The sequence below is a fragment of the Acidovorax sp. GBBC 1281 genome (assembly GCF_028473645.1).
Lineage (GTDB): Bacteria > Pseudomonadota > Gammaproteobacteria > Burkholderiales > Burkholderiaceae_C > Paracidovorax.
Genome location: NZ_CP097269.1, coordinates 1,285,738 through 1,302,989, shown reverse-complemented (window position 1 = coordinate 1,302,989; position 17,252 = coordinate 1,285,738). Strand labels below are relative to the sequence as shown.

Annotated in this window: 15 protein-coding genes and 1 pseudogene; 4 read left to right on the top strand and 12 right to left on the bottom strand. The window is 69.8% G+C overall.

Annotated features, from left to right (window positions below; all coding sequences use genetic code 11):
• Window positions 1-22: 22 nt before the first annotated feature.
• The 3 genes from M5C96_RS05855 to M5C96_RS05845 are packed head-to-tail and all read right to left on the bottom strand — an operon-like array spanning window position 23 to window position 2,464.
• A complete protein-coding gene (locus M5C96_RS05855; protein WP_272567823.1) occupies window positions 23-262 on the bottom strand; it encodes a hypothetical protein in 240 nt (79 codons plus the stop codon).
• A 4-nt stretch (window positions 263-266) separates the two neighbouring features.
• Window positions 267-2,153, bottom strand: coding sequence for a ferrous iron transporter B (gene feoB / locus M5C96_RS05850; RefSeq protein WP_272567822.1), 1,887 nt, complete (start codon window positions 2,151-2,153; stop codon window positions 267-269).
• Entirely contained in the window at window positions 2,150-2,464 is a 315-nt protein-coding gene (locus M5C96_RS05845) for a FeoA family protein (RefSeq protein WP_272551506.1), read from the bottom strand. Before M5C96_RS05845 ends, feoB begins: the two co-directional genes overlap by 4 nt.
• A 152-nt stretch (window positions 2,465-2,616) precedes the next feature.
• On the opposite strand from M5C96_RS05845, the pseudogene M5C96_RS05840 reads away from it, so the two are divergent.
• A pseudogene (locus tag M5C96_RS05840) lies at window positions 2,617-2,945 on the top strand (YkgJ family cysteine cluster protein).
• 41 nt (window positions 2,946-2,986) lie between these two features.
• Here the strand turns inward: M5C96_RS05840 and M5C96_RS05835 are convergent.
• Complete coding sequence (locus tag M5C96_RS05835) at window positions 2,987-3,463, bottom strand: Lrp/AsnC family transcriptional regulator (protein WP_272551503.1); 477 nt, start codon at window positions 3,461-3,463, stop codon at window positions 2,987-2,989.
• A gap of 104 nt (window positions 3,464-3,567) precedes the next feature.
• Here M5C96_RS05835 and kynB point away from each other — a divergent pair, with 104 nt between their 5' ends.
• From kynB to kynA, 3 genes are read left to right on the top strand one after another with little or no spacing between them, the layout of a single operon-like run.
• Window positions 3,568-4,209 carry an arylformamidase gene (gene kynB / locus M5C96_RS05830; protein WP_284424317.1) on the top strand — a complete coding sequence of 214 codons (642 nt, stop codon included), beginning with the start codon at window positions 3,568-3,570 and terminating at the stop codon, window positions 4,207-4,209.
• Window positions 4,210-4,255: 46 nt separating this feature from the next.
• Entirely contained in the window at window positions 4,256-5,563 is a 1,308-nt protein-coding gene (gene kynU, locus M5C96_RS05825) for a kynureninase (protein ID WP_272567818.1), read from the top strand.
• A 3-nt stretch (window positions 5,564-5,566) separates the two neighbouring features.
• Window positions 5,567-6,454: a tryptophan 2,3-dioxygenase gene (gene kynA / locus M5C96_RS05820; RefSeq protein WP_272567816.1), complete on the top strand. Its 888-nt coding sequence runs from the start codon at window positions 5,567-5,569 to the stop codon at window positions 6,452-6,454.
• A gap of 40 nt (window positions 6,455-6,494) precedes the next feature.
• Here the strand turns inward: kynA and M5C96_RS05815 are convergent, their stop codons facing one another.
• The 8 genes from M5C96_RS05815 to M5C96_RS05780 form a co-directional block, all read right to left on the bottom strand.
• Window positions 6,495-7,496, bottom strand: a complete 1,002-nt coding sequence (locus M5C96_RS05815; protein WP_272567814.1) for a 2-hydroxyacid dehydrogenase — start codon at window positions 7,494-7,496, stop codon at window positions 6,495-6,497.
• 61 nt (window positions 7,497-7,557) lie between these two features.
• Window positions 7,558-10,017 carry a penicillin acylase family protein gene (locus M5C96_RS05810; protein WP_272567812.1) on the bottom strand — a complete coding sequence of 820 codons (2,460 nt, stop codon included), beginning with the start codon at window positions 10,015-10,017 and terminating at the stop codon, window positions 7,558-7,560.
• 107 nt (window positions 10,018-10,124) lie between these two features.
• Window positions 10,125-11,180, bottom strand: coding sequence for an adenosine deaminase (locus M5C96_RS05805; protein ID WP_272567810.1), 1,056 nt, complete (start codon window positions 11,178-11,180; stop codon window positions 10,125-10,127).
• A 153-nt stretch (window positions 11,181-11,333) separates the two neighbouring features.
• Complete coding sequence (locus M5C96_RS05800) at window positions 11,334-12,500, bottom strand: BMP family ABC transporter substrate-binding protein (protein WP_272567809.1); 1,167 nt, start codon at window positions 12,498-12,500, stop codon at window positions 11,334-11,336.
• 88 nt (window positions 12,501-12,588) lie between these two features.
• Entirely contained in the window at window positions 12,589-13,509 is a 921-nt protein-coding gene (locus M5C96_RS05795) for an ABC transporter permease (protein WP_272567808.1), read from the bottom strand.
• Window positions 13,510-14,583 carry an ABC transporter permease gene (locus M5C96_RS05790; protein ID WP_272567806.1) on the bottom strand — a complete coding sequence of 358 codons (1,074 nt, stop codon included), beginning with the start codon at window positions 14,581-14,583 and terminating at the stop codon, window positions 13,510-13,512.
• Window positions 14,570-16,171, bottom strand: a complete 1,602-nt coding sequence (locus tag M5C96_RS05785; RefSeq protein WP_272567804.1) for an ABC transporter ATP-binding protein — start codon at window positions 16,169-16,171, stop codon at window positions 14,570-14,572. Before M5C96_RS05785 ends, M5C96_RS05790 begins: the two co-directional genes overlap by 14 nt.
• 79 nt (window positions 16,172-16,250) lie before the next feature.
• Window positions 16,251-17,183: a LysR family transcriptional regulator gene (locus M5C96_RS05780; RefSeq protein WP_272567801.1), complete on the bottom strand. Its 933-nt coding sequence runs from the start codon at window positions 17,181-17,183 to the stop codon at window positions 16,251-16,253.
• Between the last annotated feature and the right edge of the window lie 69 nt (window positions 17,184-17,252).

Genomic DNA, 17,252 nt, shown 5'->3' with positions numbered 1-17,252 from the left:
GGGCGTTCCGCCGATGCCCGCCCTACTTCGGCACCGAAGATCGGCTGCCCGGCATCTGCACGACCTGCTCCTGCCCGACCGCACCGCCGCCCGTTCCGCAGCCACCCGAATCGCAGCTGCTGCAGCCTCCGCAGCTGGTCGACTGCGCCAACGCCGGATGCACGCGGTCCAGGCGGGCGCGCCAGCGGGCGGGCATCCACTTCCACACCATGTAGGCCACGGCGAGAGCGACGATCACGCCGACGATGATTTCCTGGGCCATGGGCTCAGCCTCCTCCCAGCGCCAGGGCCAGGCGATACGTGATGAAGCTGGCGGCGTACGCCAGCGCGAACAGGTAGCCGGTCATCAGCAGCGGATAGCGCCAGCTGTTGGTCTCGCGGCGCACGGCGGCGATGGTCGAGATGCACTGCGGAGCGAACACGAACCACGCCAGCAGCGACAGCGCTGTGGCCAGCGACCAGCTCTGGGCGATCAGCGGCCCCAGTTGGGTGGCCACTTCCTCGCCGGTGGCCGAGAGGGCATACACGGTGCCCAGCGCCCCCACCGCCACTTCGCGCGCGGCCATGCCGGGCACCAGAGCGATGGCGATCTGCCAGTTGAAGCCGATCGGCGCCACCAGCACCTCCAGCACGCTGCCGATGCGGCCGGCGAAGCTGTACTGGATGGCCGCGCCCGTGGCGCCCTCGGGCGGCGCGGGATAGGTGGAGAGGAACCACAGCAGGATGGTGACGGCCAGGATGATGCCGCCCACGCGGCGGATGAAGATCAGCGCGCGCTCGTACAGGCCCTGCGCCAGGCTGCGCACGCTGGGCCAGCGGTAGGCGGGCAGTTCCATCAGCAGCGGCGCGTGGCCGGCGCCCCGGCGCGCGAGGCGGGCGACCGCCGCCACGGCCATGGCGCTCACGATGCCGCCGAAGTACAGCGCGAACAGCACCAGGCCCTGCAGGTTGAACACGCCGCCCACGGTCTGCTCGGGGATGAACGCGCCGATGAGCAGGGCATACACCGGCAGGCGCGCGGAGCAGGTCATGAGGGGCGCGATCATGATCGTGACCAGCCGGTCGCGCCAGTGGGTGATCGAACGCGTGGCCATCACGCCGGGCACGGCGCAGGCAAAACTCGACAGCAGCGGAATGAACGACCGCCCCGACAGTCCCACCGTACCCATGACGCGGTCGAGCAGGAAGGCCGCGCGCGGCAGGTAGCCGGAGTCTTCCAGTGCCAGGATGAAGAAGAACAAGATCAGGATCTGCGGCAGGAACACCAGCACCCCGCCCGCGCCTGCCAGGATGCCGTCGGTGAGCAGGCTGCGCAGCACGCCATCGGCCATGTGCGCATTGATCCAGGCCGACAGCCCGTCCACGCCGGCCTTGATGGCGTCCATGGGCATCGCGGCCCAGCTGAACACGGCCTGGAACATGAGGAACAGCGTGACGGCCAGCAGCAACAGGCCCCACACCGGGTGGAGCACCACGGCGTCGATGCGATCGTCGTTGCGCAGGCTGACCGCGGGCTCGCGCACGGCGGCGGCCATGATGCGGCGCACTTCCTGGTGCAGTTGCAGCACCTGGGCGCGCAGGTCCACGCCCACCGCCCGGTGCACGGACGCCGTGCCCGCCAGCGCCTGCGGCGCCTGGGTGTCGAGCCACTGCAGCAATTCCTGCGCGCCGTCGCTGCGCACGCCCACGGTGGACAGCACCGGCATGCCGAGTTCGCGCGACAGCGCTTCGCGGTCGATCTCGATGCGCTGGCGTGCCGCCATGTCGCTCATGTTGAGCACCAGCACCATCGGCAGGCCCAGCGCGCGGGCCTCCAGCACCAGGCGCAGGTTCAGGCGCAGGTGGGTGGCATCGGTCACGCAGACCAGCAGGTCGGGCACGGCCTCGCCGGGCCGCTCGCCGGTGACGATGTCGCGCGTGACGGCTTCGTCGGCGCTGTGGGCGTTCAGGCTGTAGGCACCGGGCAGGTCCAGCACGCGCACGCGGCGGCCGCTGGCGGTGTGCAGCAGGCCTTCCTTGCGCTCGACGGTCACGCCGGCGTAGTTGGCCACCTTCTGGCGGGCGCCGGTGAGCAGGTTGAACAGCGCGGTCTTGCCGCAGTTGGGATTGCCCAGTAGCGCGATGCGCAGGGGCGACGTAGCGGCCCCGCTCATGCGGGCGCTCCGGCCTGCACATGCACCAGCGCGGCCTCGTGGCGGCGCAGAGCGAAGGTGGCCTGGCCCACGCGCACGGCCAGGGGATCGCCGCCGGGGAAGCCGCTGGCCACCACGCGCACAGGCTCGCCGGGCAGGAAGCCGATTTCCATGAGGCGCTGGATCACCGCGCGTTCCTGTTCGTTGCGGGCCGGCTGCAGCGCCGTCACATGGGCGTGCACCTGCCGCGGGAGGCGGTCCAGGCCCGTGGCGGCGGGCAAGGCAGTGCCTGGGGCCAGCGCAGGGCCCGAAGATTCTTCAGTCATCTTCATCGGATTGTTATGAATGAGTTTAGTTCTCATTTTAGGCCGCATCCTTTCGGCCGGCTTGAGGCGCATCAGCCCCGGATGCGATGCGCTGCAGGGCCAACCCGTTCGCGCCCGCTCGCACAATGCGGGTTTTGCTCCGATGTGCACCGCCTGCCATGACCCATCCCTGCCTGAGCTGCGGCGCGTGCTGCGCGAGTTTCCGTGTCGATTTCTCGGTGCATGAATCGCAGGAGACGGGCGGCAGCGTGCCGCAGGGCCTGGTGGTGGAAGTGACCGACCAGTTGCGCCGCATGCGTGGCACCGACCACGCGTCGCCGCGCTGCGCTGCGCCGCGCTCACCGGCACCGTCGGCGTGCGCGCCGCCTGCGGCATCTACGAATGGCGGCCCTCCCCCTGCCGCGAGTTCGAGGCGGGCAGCGATGCCTGCCGCCGCGCACGCCAGCGCCATGGCATGGCGGCACTGCCGGACAGCGCGATCCACTGATTGGGGATGGATCGCATCGGCCGCGGCGCAGGCCGCTGGTGCTACGCCGGCACGGGCAGGCCGCCGACCTGGCCCTTGAACTCCTGCAGCGAAAAATACGAGTGCATGTGCCGCACGCCCGGCAGGCGGTGCAGGCGGCGCTGCAGCAGCTCGGAATAGGCGTCCAGGTCTTTCGCGACCACGACGAGCATGAAGTCCTCCGGGCCCGAGATGCCGTGGAACATGACCACCTCGGGGATGGCGCACACCGCCTCCTCGAAGGCCTGGGACGAGATCTCGGTCTGGTGGTCGATGCCCACCATCACGAACGCCATCACCCCGAACCCCAGCGCGCGCCGGTTGAGGCCCGCATGGTAGCCGCTGATGACGCCGTCGTCTTCCAGCCGCTTCACGCGCCGCCAGCACGGCGACTGGGACAGGTGTGCCATCTGCGCCAGTTCGCCCGAGGTGAGGCGGGCATTGCCCTGCAGGGCTTCGAGCAATTGCTTGTCGGTGCGATCAAGGGAGGCGGCCTGCATGATTTGTTCTGTTTTCGGGTTTAAAAGAATGGATTATTCAATTTTTACCAGTACAGAGGATAACCCCTTGGGAAATCACCCCCGATGCGCATAGCATGCGCCCCATGAACACGAATTCACCCCGGCTGTGGGACATTTCGGCACCGGTGCATGCCGCCACGCCGGTCTTCCCCGGCGACACGGCCTACACGCAGCAGTGGTGCGCCACCATCGGGCCCGGCTGCCCGGTGAACGTGAGCGCCATCACGCTGTCGCCCCATGTCGGCTCGCATGCCGATGCCCCGCTGCACTACGACCCGGACGGCGCTTCCATCGGCGAGGTGCCGCTGGACGCCTTCATCGGCCCCTGCCGCGTGATCCATGCCATCGGCGCGGGGCCGCTCATCGAATGGGCGCACCTGGCCCACGCCGTGCAGGACCTGCCGCCGCGGGTGCTGGTGCGCACCTACCAGCGCATGCCGGTCGATCGCTGGGACGGGGCCCTGGCCGCCTACGCGCCCGGCACCATCGAGCGGCTGGCGGATCTGGGCGTGGTGCTGGTGGGCATCGACACCGCCAGCATCGACCCGGCCGACAGCAAGACGCTGGACAGCCACCAGGTGATCCGCCGCCGCGGCCTGCGGGTGCTGGAGAACCTGGTGCTCGACGAGGTGCCGGAGGGCGACTACGAGCTCATCGCCCTGCCTTTGAAGCTCACTACGGCCGACGCCTCGCCGGTCAGGGCCATATTGCGCCCATGCCGTTGATTTCATTGTCCTGATTACTATCATTTTTGATTAAACCGAGCTTTCCATGACCACCTTGCAAGACTGCCGCGCACTCGATGCGCAGGACCCCCTGGCCCCGCTGCGCGCGCACTTCGACCTTCCCCCCGGCGTCATCTACCTGGACGGCAATTCGCTCGGCGTGCTGCCCCAAGCCACGGCGGCCCGTGTGGCCGACGTGGTGACGCGCGAGTGGGGCACGGACCTGATCCGTTCGTGGAACACGGCCAGCTGGTTCGACCTGCCCCAGCGCCTGGGCAACCAGCTCGCGCCGTTCATCGGCGCCGGTGCCGGCGAGGTCGTGTGCACCGACAGCACGTCCATCAACCTCTACAAGGTGCTGAGCGCGGCACTCAACATCGCCCGTGAAGAGAGCCCGGCCCGCCGGCGCGTGGTGAGCGAGCGCAGCAACTTCCCCACCGACCTCTACATCGCCGAAGGGCTGTGCAAGGAGCGCGGCCTGGAACTGGTGCTGGTGGAGCCCGAGGAGATCGCCGCCTCGCTCACCGGCGAGGTGGCGGTGCTGATGCTCACCCACGTGAACTACCGCACCGGCGCCATGCACGACATGGCGGCCCTCACGGCGGCGGCGCATGCGGCCGGCATCCTCACGGTGTGGGACCTGGCGCACAGCGCCGGCGCGGTGCCGGTCGACCTGCAGGGCGCCGATGCCGACTTTTCCATCGGCTGCGGCTACAAGTACCTGAACGGCGGCCCCGGCGCCCCGGCCTTCGTGTGGGTGCACCCGCGCCATGCCGACCGTTTCTGGCAGCCCCTGTCCGGCTGGTGGGGCCATGCGGCGCCGTTCCAGTTCACGCCCGGCTACCAGCCCGCGCCCGGCATCACGCGCTACCTGTGCGGCACGCAGCCCATCATCAGCCTGTCGGCCCTGCAATGCGGCCTGGATGTGTTCGATGCGGCACAGCCGCTGGGCGGCATGGCCGCGCTGCGCGCCAAATCGCTGGCGCTGACGGACCTGTTCATCCAGCTGGTGCAAGCGCGTTGCGGCGACCATGGTCTGGGCCTGGCGACCCCGCGCGAACACGCCCGGCGCGGCTCGCAGGTGTGCCTCACGCGGGACGAAGGCCAGGGCCTCCACGGCCAGGGCAGCGGGGCTTATGCGATCGTGCAGGCGCTCATCGCGCGCGGGGTGATCGGCGACTTCCGCAAGGGCGACGGCGGCCAGGGCCCGCACAAGGACATCCTGCGCTTCGGCTTCACGCCGCTGTACATCGGCTTCGAAGACGTGTGGAATGCGGTCGAACACCTGCGCCAGGTGCTCGACGGCGCCGAGTGGCAGCGCGCCGAGTTCAACCAGATCAACGCGGTGACCTGAGCCATGTGCCCCCATTCCCAATCCCCCGCGCCCGCCGGCAGCGAAGCGACCGCAGGCAAGCCCGAATCCATCGTGCACGAAGAGCGGGCCCAGCTCGACTTCAGCCAGAGCATGAGCTACGGCGACTATTTGTCGCTCGATGCCATCCTCACCGCGCAGAACCCCCGCTCGCCGGCGCACGATGAAATGCTGTTCATCGTGCAGCACCAGACCAGCGAGCTGTGGATGAAGCTCATGCTGCACGAACTGCGCGCGGCCATCGCGCTGGTGGCGCAGGACGAGCTGCAGCCGGCCTTCAAGATGCTGGCGCGCGTGTCCAAGATCATGGAGCAGTTGGTGCACGCCTGGGACGTGCTGGCCACCATGACGCCGCCCGAGTACAGCGCCATGCGGCCCTACCTGGGCAGCTCCAGCGGGTTCCAGAGCTACCAGTACCGCAGCATCGAATTCGCGCTGGGCAACAAGAACCGCGCCATGCTCCGCCCGCACGAGCACCGCGCCGACCTGCTGGCCCAGGTGCAGGCCGCCTACGAGGCGCCCTCGCTCTACGACGAGGCCCTGCGCCTGCTGGCGCGCCGCGGCATCCCGGTGCCGGACAGCCACACCGCCCGCGACTGGACCCAGCCCTACGAGGAAAGCGATGCCGTGGAGCAGGCCTGGCTGGTGGTGTACCGCGACCCGCGGCAGCATTGGGACCTGTACCAGCTGGGCGAAGAACTGACCGACCTGGAAGACGCCTTCCGGCTCTGGCGCTTTCGCCACGTGACCACGGTGGAGCGCGTGATCGGCTTCAAGCGCGGCACCGGCGGCACGGGCGGCGTGAGCTACCTGCGCAAGATGCTGGACGTGGTGCTGTTCCCCGAGATTTGGAAGCTGCGCACCGACCTTTGAAACCAAGCGGTGGCGGGCCCCGAAGGGCCGGCCAAGCGGCTCACACCGGCGCCACGACCCCGGTGCCCGCGAAGTGCCCGCCGGCGTTGGCCAGGAACTGGTTCACGCTGGCCTGCACGGCCTCGGGTGACCAGCCCGCCACGTGCGGCGTGAGCAGCACGTTGTCCAGCCCGATCAGCGCCTCGGGCGGGTGCGGCTCGCTTTCGTAGACGTCGAGCCCCGCGCCGGCGATGCCGCCCACGCGCAGGGCCGAGGCCAGCGCCTCGGTGTCCACCACGCTGCCCCGGGCGATGTTCACCAGGTAGCCCAGCGGGCCCAGCGCCTGCAGCACCTCGGCATTGACGGCATGGCGCGTGGCCGCGCCGCCCGGCGTGGCGCACACCAGCACGTCGCACCATTTCGCCAGTTCCAGCAGGCTGCCGAAGTACTCGTAGGCCACGCCGTCGCGCGGCTTGCGGTTGTGGTAACCCACGGCCATGTCGAAGCCCGAAGCGCGGCGCGCGATCTTCTGGCCGATGGTGCCCAGGCCGAAGATGCCCAGGCGCTTGCCCGACACGTTGGGCGGCAGGCCGATGGCGTCGCGCCACACGCCTTCGCGGCACAGGCGGTCGAGCGGGCGCAGGCCGCGCACCGCGCCGATCAGCAGGCCGAAGGCGTGATCGGCCACGCAGTCGTCGTTGGTTCCGGCGCCCGAGGCCACCACGATGCCGCGGGCGCGGGCCGCGGCCAGGTCCACGTTCTCATAGCCGGCACCCAGCACGCAGACCAGCTCCAGCGCCGGCATGGCCTCGATCTCCTGGGCGCTCAGGCCCAGTGAGCCAATGGTGAGCACCGCCCGGAACCGCCCGCCCTGGGTCACGATGGCCGCGGTGCGGTCCGCCGCCGTGGGGGCGTAGTGCAGGTCGTAAAGGGCCGCGATCTGGGCCTGGCTCTGCGGGGACAGGTGGTTGAGAACGAGCAGGGGGATGCGAGGACTGGACACGACAGGATGCTTCCATATTGATAGCTGAACGGGCAGGCGGATCAAGCGCTGCCGCCCCATTTTGCGCCAATCGACCGGGGCGCGCCACCGGGTTGCGTCACCCCCCGGGGCGCGCGGCCGATCATTCCCTCACGGTGACGGTGCTGTAGCCCGCGCTCGATGTGATCTCCGATTCCGAGAACGGCAGGCGCAGCCACTGCTTGGCCCCGTAGGCCCGGGTGTAGTCGCCGTTGCGGCTGGAGGCCGGATCGTCCGACAGCGAATAGGTGAGGAACGTGTGCGCCTCCACCCCGCCGGCCGGAAAACCCACCACCTGCATGTAGCTGTTGCCGTGCGGCTGTCCGTCCATGCTGTAGCCGCCCTGCTCGATCGGGTTTTCCGAGCAGTTGATGGTGAAGTAGCCCGGATCGCCGCAGCCGCCGTAGAGCGCGATCTTGCTGCCGCCGCGCGTGGCGAACAGCACGTCGCCGCGCGGCGCATCCAGCGCGAAGCCGCTGCGCTGCACGCTCAGCACGGCGGCGCCGAAGGCCTGCCGCAGCGCATCGGCAGCGCTGGCGCGCAGCTCGCGCGGCGTGTTCAGCGGGTCGGCGGCGCTGAACGGCACGGCATAGAGCTGAGCGGCCGGCACCTTCACGCGGTTCCAGAACTCGTCCCACACATGCGAGCCCCGCGCCGTGGCGTTGCCGGTGTTGTTCCAGGCGCGCAGCGTGGCGCAGGCGGCGGCCACGTCCACCGTCCGGCCCTCGGCCGCGACCGTGATCTGGGGCGCCACGCAGACCAGGGACAGGGCCTGGTCCTTGAAGCGCTCGGCGCTGAACACCCGGCTGTCGAGCACCATCTGCCGCACGATGGCGCTGGTGGCCTGCTGGCCGGCATAGGCATCGGTTCCGGCCAGGCGCTCCAGCGCCATGGTGTGGCCCATGCGCGTACGCAGGCTCTGCGCCTGCGTTCCGGCCGGGCCGAAGATCGCCGGAAAGCCCGTGAGCGGCGCCTTGGCGTTGGCCAGCCAGTAGCTGTCGTTCATGTTGCCCACGTAATCGTCGCGCAGCAGGCTGGGCATGCGCGAGGCGCCGATGGTGCCCTTTTGCGCCGAGTCGCTGTCGGTCTGCCAGTCGCAGGCGCTGCGCGAGCCGTCGAAGAACGGCACGTTGGGCAGGGCCGCCGCCATCGCCTTGCCGAAGCCCGTGGTGCAGGTAGCCACCTGCTCGGTCGACACGTTGGGCACGGCGCCGATGTCGGCATACCAGGCGCGCGGGTTGCCGCGCCCCACGGCCACGGTGTTGACCCAGGGAATGGCCGATTCCTGCTTCTGGATGGCGATGAACTCGTCCAGCGAGGCCGCCTGGTTCCAGCGCATCCAGTTGCGGAAGGTGCGGAAGTTCTCGCCGTTGACGTCGCGCATGGCGAACGCCGTGGTCTGGCTCCAGGCCAGCGCCGGGTTGAGGCCGCCCAGGTTCACCACCGGCCCGTACTCGGTCTTGTAGAGGGTGCGCGTGACATCGGTGAGCGCGCCGGAGGCGCCGCGCACCTGCACGGTGATGGGGGTGGCGGCCATCTTCACCGCCTTGCCATCGCGCACGTAGGTCGTGCGGTCGCCATCGGCCAGCTGCAGCTGGAAGACGCCGAAACGCCGCGCGGTGGAGACGGTGTGGCTCCAGGCCACGTTGTCGTTGAAGCCGATCAGCACCACCGGCACGCCCAGGAACGACGCGCCGCTCACGTTCAGCTCGCCGGGAATGGTCAGGTGGGCCTGGTAGAACCGGTCGGGCCCCTTCCAGTACCAGTGCGGGTTGCCGAAGAGCAGGCCGCTCGACTCGCCGGTGGCGGCGGTGCCGAAGCCGTACATGTTGCTGCCGATGCCCGCGGTTCCGCCCACCTGCAGCCGGGGCGGCTGCGTGCGTGCGGGATCGAGTTGCGCCACCTTCTGGGATGGCGACGCGGGCGTGGTGGCCCCGGCCGTCGCGCTGGCGGCCGCACTGGGCAGTGTGGCATTCGCCAGCGGCGCCACGAAGTTGCTGTAGCCCCCGGCCAGATTGGCCGCGACCATCCGCCGCCAGATGTCCCGCGCGGTGACGGGCTGCACCCATGCCGCCGTGCGGCAGGCCGCATGGGCGGTGCCACCGGCCTGGGCCTCGCGCACATAGCGGTTGTAGCCGGCGGCGAAGCCCTCCACCATCTTCTTGAGGTTGTCGGGCTGGGCCGCCACCATGGCGTCCACCACGTCGCTGGAGATCACGTGGCGGTGGAAGAAATCGGAGTCGAGATTGCGCGGACGGTCGATGGTGCTTTCGTACACCAGCAGCGCATCGCCCCCGAAGTAGCGCGAGCGCTCGCCCCGGTAGGTCACGAACGAATCGGCCATCGTGCACAGGTTGTCCTGCGCCTGCGCATAGCCGTATCCGAAGCCCGCATTGCCCCAGTTGGAGGCCTTGATATGCGGCACGCCCATGGCCGTGCGCCGGATCTCCGCGCTGTAGCGGCCGTTGTCGCCGCCTTCGCCGCCGCCCCCGCCGCAGGCAGCCAGCGCCGACAGCGCCAACACGGAAAGCGGCAGGCTGCCGCGCCAAAATCTCTCTCTCATGGCCTTGTCTCCTTGGGATGAGCCGCCTTTTGGATGCGGCGAACGGGCCCCAAGGATAAGCGCAGTGCGTACAGTGCTGTACGCATCCCCTGCCGGCGACAGGGGCGTCAGTAGTCCTGCTCGACGCTTTGCTGAAAGCACACCTTCAGCCGGTGCTCCCAGTCGTGCTTGTCGGCCTCGGGGACGAAGCTCGCCTCGAAGCTGTTGAAGGCCAGCTGGTAGGCGTGGCGCGCCGTGAGCTGCGGATCGGCCGCGAACAGCTGCGTGAAGTTGTCGTTGATGTAGCCGCCGAAGTACGCCGGGTCGTCCGAGTTCACCGTGGCAGCCAGCCCGGCATCGAGCAGCTGGCGCAGGTTGTGGTCGGCCAGGTCGGGAAACACGCACAGCTTCTGGTTGGACAGCGGGCACACCGTGAGCGCGATGCGCTCCTGCGCCAGCCGCTGCATCAGCGCCGGGTCGTGCACGGCCTGCACGCCGTGGTCGATGCGCTCGGCCTTCAGCACGTCGAGCGCGCTCCAGATGTACGCCGGCGGCCCCTCCTCGCCCGCATGCGCCACGCGCCGCAGGCCCAGTTCGGCGCAGCGCGCGAACACGCGCGCGAACTTCTCCGGCGGGTGCCCGACTTCGCTGCTGTCCAGCCCCACGCCGATGAAATGCGCGCGCAGCGGCAGCGCCGCCTCCAGCGTGGCCAGGGCGTCTTCCTCGCTCAGGTGGCGCAGGAAACACAGGATCAGCGCGGACGAAATGCCCAGCGTCTGGCGCGCATCGGTGCAGGCCCGGTGCAGGCCGTGGATCACGGTCTCCATCGGCACGCCCCGCGCCGTGTGCGTCTGCGGATCGAAGAAGATTTCGGCATGCACCACGTTGTCGGCCGCGGCGCGCTGCAGGTAGGCCCAGGCCATGTCGTAGAAGTCCTGCTCGTGCAGCAGCACGCTGGCGCCGGCGTAGTAGATGTCGAGAAAGCTCTGCAGGTCAGTGAACGCGTAGGCATCGCGCAGGGCCTGCACGCTCGCGTACGGCAGTGCCACGCCGTTGCGCTGCGCCAGGGCGAAGATCAGCTCGGGTTCGAGCGAGCCTTCGATGTGGATGTGCAGCTCGGCCTTGGGCATGCTGCGCAGCAGCGCGGGCAGGCGCTGGGCGGGAATGGGGGGGACCTTGAACATCGGCGGACTCCAGAAAGGGATGCCGCGCGCCCGATCGGGGCGGCGGTAGGGCAATGATGCCTTGTCCGCGGCCCGCCGCCATCGGCGCCTGCCCCGGGCCAGGCAGGCCACGCCAGGCCGGCACGCGCCGGCCTGGGTTCGCAGGGGGATTGCTTACTTCTTGTCGCCGCCCGGCACGGTACCTTCGACGCCCTTCACGTAGAAGTTCACGCCGCCCAGGAACTTGTCGTCGGCCACCGCGTCCTTCGCCAGCACTTCCTTGCCGGTGTTGTCGGCGATCGGGCCCTTCCAGATCGAGAAGCTGCCGTCCTTGAGGCCGGCCTTCACCTGCTCGACCTTGGCCTTGGTGTCGGCGGGCACGTCCTCGGCGATGGAGACGAGATCGATCGCGCCTTCCTTCACGCCCCACCAGCTCTGGCCGGTCGTCCAGGTGCCGCCCAGCGCATCCTTGGTGGCCTTGATGTAGTAGGGGCCCCAGTTGATCACGGCCGAGGCCAGGTGGGCCTTGGGACCGTAGGCGGTCATGTCGGAATCCCAGCCGAAGGCGCGCTTGCCTTTTTCCTGCGCGGTCTTGAGCACGGCGGGCGAGTCGGTGTTCTGGAACAGCACGTCGGCGCCACCGTTGATCAGCGACGTGGCGGCTTCGGTTTCCTTCGGGGGGCTGAACCATTCGTTCACCCATACCACCTTGGTCTTGATCTTGGGATTGACCGACTGCGCGCCCAGCGTGAAGCTGTTGATGTTGCGGATCACCTCGGGAATCGGCACCGAGCCCACGACGCCCAGCGTGTTGGTCTGCGTCATGGCGCCGGCGATCACGCCGGCCATGTAGGCGCCCTCGTAGGTGCGGCTGTCATAGGTGCGCACGTTCTCGGCCGTCTTGTAGCCGGTGGCGTGCTCGAACTTCACGTCCTTGAAGTCGGGGGCGATCTTCTGGATCGACTCCATGTACCCGAACGTGGTGCCGAAGATCAGCTTGTTGCCCTGCGAGGCCATGTCGCGCAGCACGCGCTCGGCGTCGGCCGACTCCGGCACGCTCTCCACGAAGCTGGTCTGCACCTTGTCGCCGAACTCCTTCTCGATCGCCTTGCGGCCGTTGTCGTGCGCGAAGGACCAGCCGCCGTCGCCCACCGGGCCCACGTAGGCGAACGCGATCTTCAAAGGCTCGGCCTTCGCGGCGGGCGCGGACGCAGCGGGCGCCGGAGCGGCGGCCGGTGCTGGCGCGGGCTCGTCCTTCTTGCCGCAGCCGGCCAGGGCGGCGGCGGCCACGGCGGAAAGCGCGGCCACCTTGAGCAGCGAGCGTTTGTGCAGATCGGTCATGTCGGTTCCTTCGAGGAAAAAAGTGAGGGGAGAGGCAACGAAAAATAAATTATCGGGGGCCCGTGCAGCATCGCGCGGGCCGTTCGGGTCACGACCCGGGATGGAACGGCTTGCCGAGCGAGGCCGGCATGTTCACGCGGATCCAGGCCGGGGTGCGCGAGATCAGCGCCAGCACCACGATGGTGGCCACGTAGGGCAGCATGCTCAGCAACTGGCTGGCCACCTGCACGCCCGTGGCCTGCAGGTGGAACTGCAGCATGGTCACGCCGCCGAACAGGTAGGCACCAAGCAACACCCGTGCCGGCCGCCAGGTGGCGAAGGTGGTGAGGGCCAGCGCGATCCATCCGCGTCCAGCCACCATGCCCTCCACCCACAGCGGCGTGTAGACCGTGGAGATGTACGCGCCCGACAGCCCGCACAGCGCCCCCCCGGCCACCACGGCCGCCAGGCGGATGCGCCGCACCGGATAGCCCAGCGCATGGGCCGACTCGGGCGACTCACCCACCGAGCGCAGCACCAGGCCGGCGCGCGAGCGGTACAGGAACCACACCAGCCCCGCCACCAGCGCCATGGTGAGGTACACGAGGGGGTGCTGGCGGAACAGCGCGGGCCCGACGATGGGCAGGTCGCCCAGCCCGGGCACGGCGTACTTGGGCAGCTCCGGCAGCTTGGCCTGCACGTAGCGGATGCCCGCGAAGGCGGAAAAGCCCACCCCGAACAGGCTCAGCGCCAGGCCCGTGGCGTACTGGTTGGTGTTGAGCCAGATCACCAGCACGCCGAAGATGGCCGCCAGGAACGCCCCCGCCGCCATGCCGGCCGCGAAGCCCAGCCAGGTGTTGCCCGTGTGCACCACGGTGGCGAAGCCCGCGATGGCCGCGCAGAGCATCATGCCCTCGGCCCCCAGGTTGACGATGCCGGCCTTCTCGTTGATGAGCAGGCCCAGGGCGGCGATGGCCAGCACGGTGCCCGCGCTCAGCGTGGCGCCCAGAAGCAGTGCGTACGATTCCATTTAAGCGGCCCTCCCCTGGGACCCGACCCACCGCACGCGGTAGGCGATGAGCGTGTCGCACGCCAGCAGCGTGAACAGCAGCAGGCCCTGGAACACGCCCGTGAGCGACTTGGGCAGGCCCAGGCGCGACTGCGCCAGCTCGCCGCCGATGTAGAACATGCTCATCAGCACCGCCGAGAACACCATGCCCACCGGGTGCAGCCGCCCCACGAACGCCACGATGATGGCGGCGAAGCCGTAGCCCGCCGGCACGTAGGGCGTGAGCTGGCCGATGGGCCCCGCCACCTCCAGCGCGCCCGCCAGGCCCGCCACGCCGCCCGAGATGAGCAGCGCAGTCCACAGCGCGCGGCGCGAGGAAAAGCCCGCGTAGCGCGCCGCCGCCGGGGCCAGGCCGCCCACCTGCTGCGCAAAGCCCGCCCGCGTGCGGAACAGGAACACCCACAGCGCCGCGGCACCCGCCAGCGCCAGCAGCAGGCCGATGGACACGCGCGAGCCCTGCATGAGCCGCGGGATCTGCGTCACGCGCTCGAAGGTCTTGGTCTGCGGGAAGTTGTAGCCCATGGGGTCCTTCCACGGCCCGTAGACCAGGTAGCCCAGCACCAGCGTGGCCACGTAGACCAGCATCAGGCTCACGAGGATCTCGTTGGCGTTGAACCGGTCGCGCAGCAGCGCCGTGATGCCGGCCCAGGCCATGCCGCCCAGCACGCCGGCCAGCAGGATGGCGGGCACGATCCACGGGCCCGTGGTCTGATCGGCCAGCAGCGCGATGCCGCCGGCCGCGACGGCACCGATCACGAACTGCCCCTCGGCGCCGATGTTCCACACGTTGGAGCGAAAGCACACCGCCAGGCCCAGCGCGATCAGCAGCAGCGGCGTGGCCTTGACCATCAGCTCGCCGATGGCGTACTGGTTCTTGACGGGCTCCCAGAAGAACACCTGCAGCCCGCGCACCGGGTCCTTGCCCAGCGCCGCGAACAGCGCCAGCCCGATCAGCACGGTGACGGCCAGCGCCAGCAGCGGCGAGCCGTAGGTCCACCAGCGCGAGGCCTGGGGTCGGGCTTCAAGCTTGAGCATGGGCCGCCTCCGTTTGCGCGCGCGCCGCTTCGGCCCGGGCGAGGTGCGACTGCACGTCGGCATGCCAGAGCCCGCTCATCCATTCGCCGATGCGCTCCACCGTGGCCTCGGCGCGCGGCACCGAAGGCGACAGGCGCCCCTTGGCCACCACGTGCAGGCGGTCGCAGATTTCGAACAGCTCGTCCAGCTCCTCGCTGAGCACCAGCACGGCGCAGCCGGCATCGCGCAGCGCCAGGATCTCGCCGCGGATCTGCGCGGCCGCGCCCACGTCCACACCCCAGGTCGGCTGCGAGACGATGAGCAGGCGCGGGTTGGCATCGATCTCGCGGCCCACGATGAACTTCTGCAGGTTGCCGCCCGACAGCGACCGCGCCGCCGCATGGGGCCCACCCGCCTTCACGTGGAAGCGTTCGATGATGGCGCGGGCGTGCGCCTGCAGCGCGCCGGTGCGGATCCAGCCGCCCGGCCCCACGCAGTTGCTGCGCGTGAGCAGCAGGTTGTGCGCCAGGCCCATGGTGGGCACGGCCCCGCGGCCCAGCCGCTCCTCGGGCACGAAATGCAGGCCCAGCGCGCGGCGGCGGCGCGGGTTCATGCGCCCGGCGGCCTGGCCGGCCACCTGCACCATCGCGGGCTGGGCGCGCGTGTCCTCGCCCGACAGGGCATAGAGCAATTCCTTCTGGCCGTTGCCGGAGACGCCGGCGATGCCCAGCACCTCGCCCGCCCGCACCTCGAAGCCGAGGTCGACGAGATCGACGCCGAACGGGTCCATGCGCGGCAGCGACAGGCCCTGCACGCGCAGCACCGTCTCGCCCAGGTGCGCGGGGCGGTGGGTGAGCGCCGGCGGCTCGGCACCGATCATCAGGCGCGACAGCGAGGCGTTCGACTCTTCGGCCGGGTTGCACACGCCCGTCACCTTGCCGCCGCGCAGCACCGTGCAGGCGGTGCACAGCGCGCGGATCTCGTGCAGCTTGTGGCTGATGTAGAGGATGCTGCAGCCCTGGCTGGCGAGCTGGCGCAGCACCACGAAGAGCTTTTCAACCGCCTGGGGCGTGAGCACCGACGTGGGCTCGTCCAGGATCAGCAGTTGCGGATGGGTGAGCAGCGCCCGGATGATCTCCACACGCTGCATCTCGCCCACGCTCAGGGTGTGCACGGGGCGCAGCGGGTCGATGTCCAGCCCGTACTCGGCCACCGTGGCGGAGATGCGGCGCGTGACCTCGGCCAGCTGCAGCCGCTTGTCCAGGCCCAGCCACACGTTCTCGGCCACGGTGAGGGTGTCGAACAGGCTGAAATGCTGGAACACCATGGCAATGCCCAGCGCCCTCGCCTCCTGCGGGTTGCGCACCGCCACCGGCTGGCCGTTGAAGTGCAGGCTGCCCTCGTCGGGCTTGACCGCGCCGTAGATGATCTTCATCAGCGTGGACTTGCCTGCGCCGTTCTCGCCCAGCACGGCGTGGATCTCGCCGGGCTGCACCGTGAGGGACACGCCGCTGTTGGCCACCACGGCCGGATAGCGCTTCGTGATGCCCGCCAGCTGCAGGCGCGGCACCGGCGCCGCGGCGGCAAGGGAGGTGTGGGAGGAATTCATGCGGGCGATTGTCTCTTGATTTTCAAAGGGGGTTGGGCACGAAACCGGAATGCTGCGCACGTCCTTCATGCGTTGGCCGCTATGGTTTTCGTAGCGATGCCGCCACGGTGCGCACGCTGTCGCGCAGCCACATGGCGGCGGCCGAATGGTGGGTGCGGGCATGCCACAGCTGGTAGTACATCAGGCGCGGGAAGGGCACCGGGCACGGCAGCACGGTGAGCGGCAGGCGGTCGGTGAAGCGTTCGCAGAACTGCCGCCCCGTGGTGAGCACCAGCAGGCTGGCGGCGACCATCTCCGGGATCAGGCTGAAATGGGCACAGCGCGCGGTCACGCGGCGCTGCAGGCCCAGGGAGTCGAGGTGCGCGTCGATCACGCCGCGCGCGCCGGGGTGCGTGGGCGTGGGGGCGATGTGCTCGGCGGCCAGCCACTCGTCCGTGTCCCAGCCGCGGCGCACCGCGGGGTGCGCGGGGCTCACGAGGCAGACCACCTCGTCGCCGAAAAGCCGCCCCATGTGCAGGTCGTCGGGCGGCTGGGGCCAGTTGCCGATGACCACGTCCACCTCGCCCTGCGCCAGGTGCGCGTGGTAGTGCGCGTCCGCCGACAGCGGCAGCACCTCGACCGGGCACAGCGGGGCCTCGGCCTTGAGGCGGGCCACCAGGCGCGGCAGGAAGAGCGGGTCCAGGTAGTCGCTCGCGGCGATGCGGAAGGTGCGCGTGGCGGTGCGCGCGTCGAACCCGCGCGCATCGGAGAACAACGCCTCGGCCGACCGCAGGATGGCGCCCGCCGGCTCCACCATGCGCAGCGCGGCATCGGTGGGCAGCATGGCCGCGCCCGAGCGCACCAGCAGCGGATCGCCCGCCAGGTCGCGCAGGCGGCGCAGCGCCGCCGACACGGCCGGCTGGTGCATGCCCAGCCGCACGGCGGCCCGCGATACGCTGCGTTCAGTCAACACGGTGTGCAAGACCCTTATGAGATGGAGGTCTATCTTGTCGAAAAGGGCTTGGTCTCTCATAAGGGTCGGGGCATTCCAGCCATACGCCATCGCGTATGGCACGCCGGGCCTGCCGGTGGCGGAGCAAGG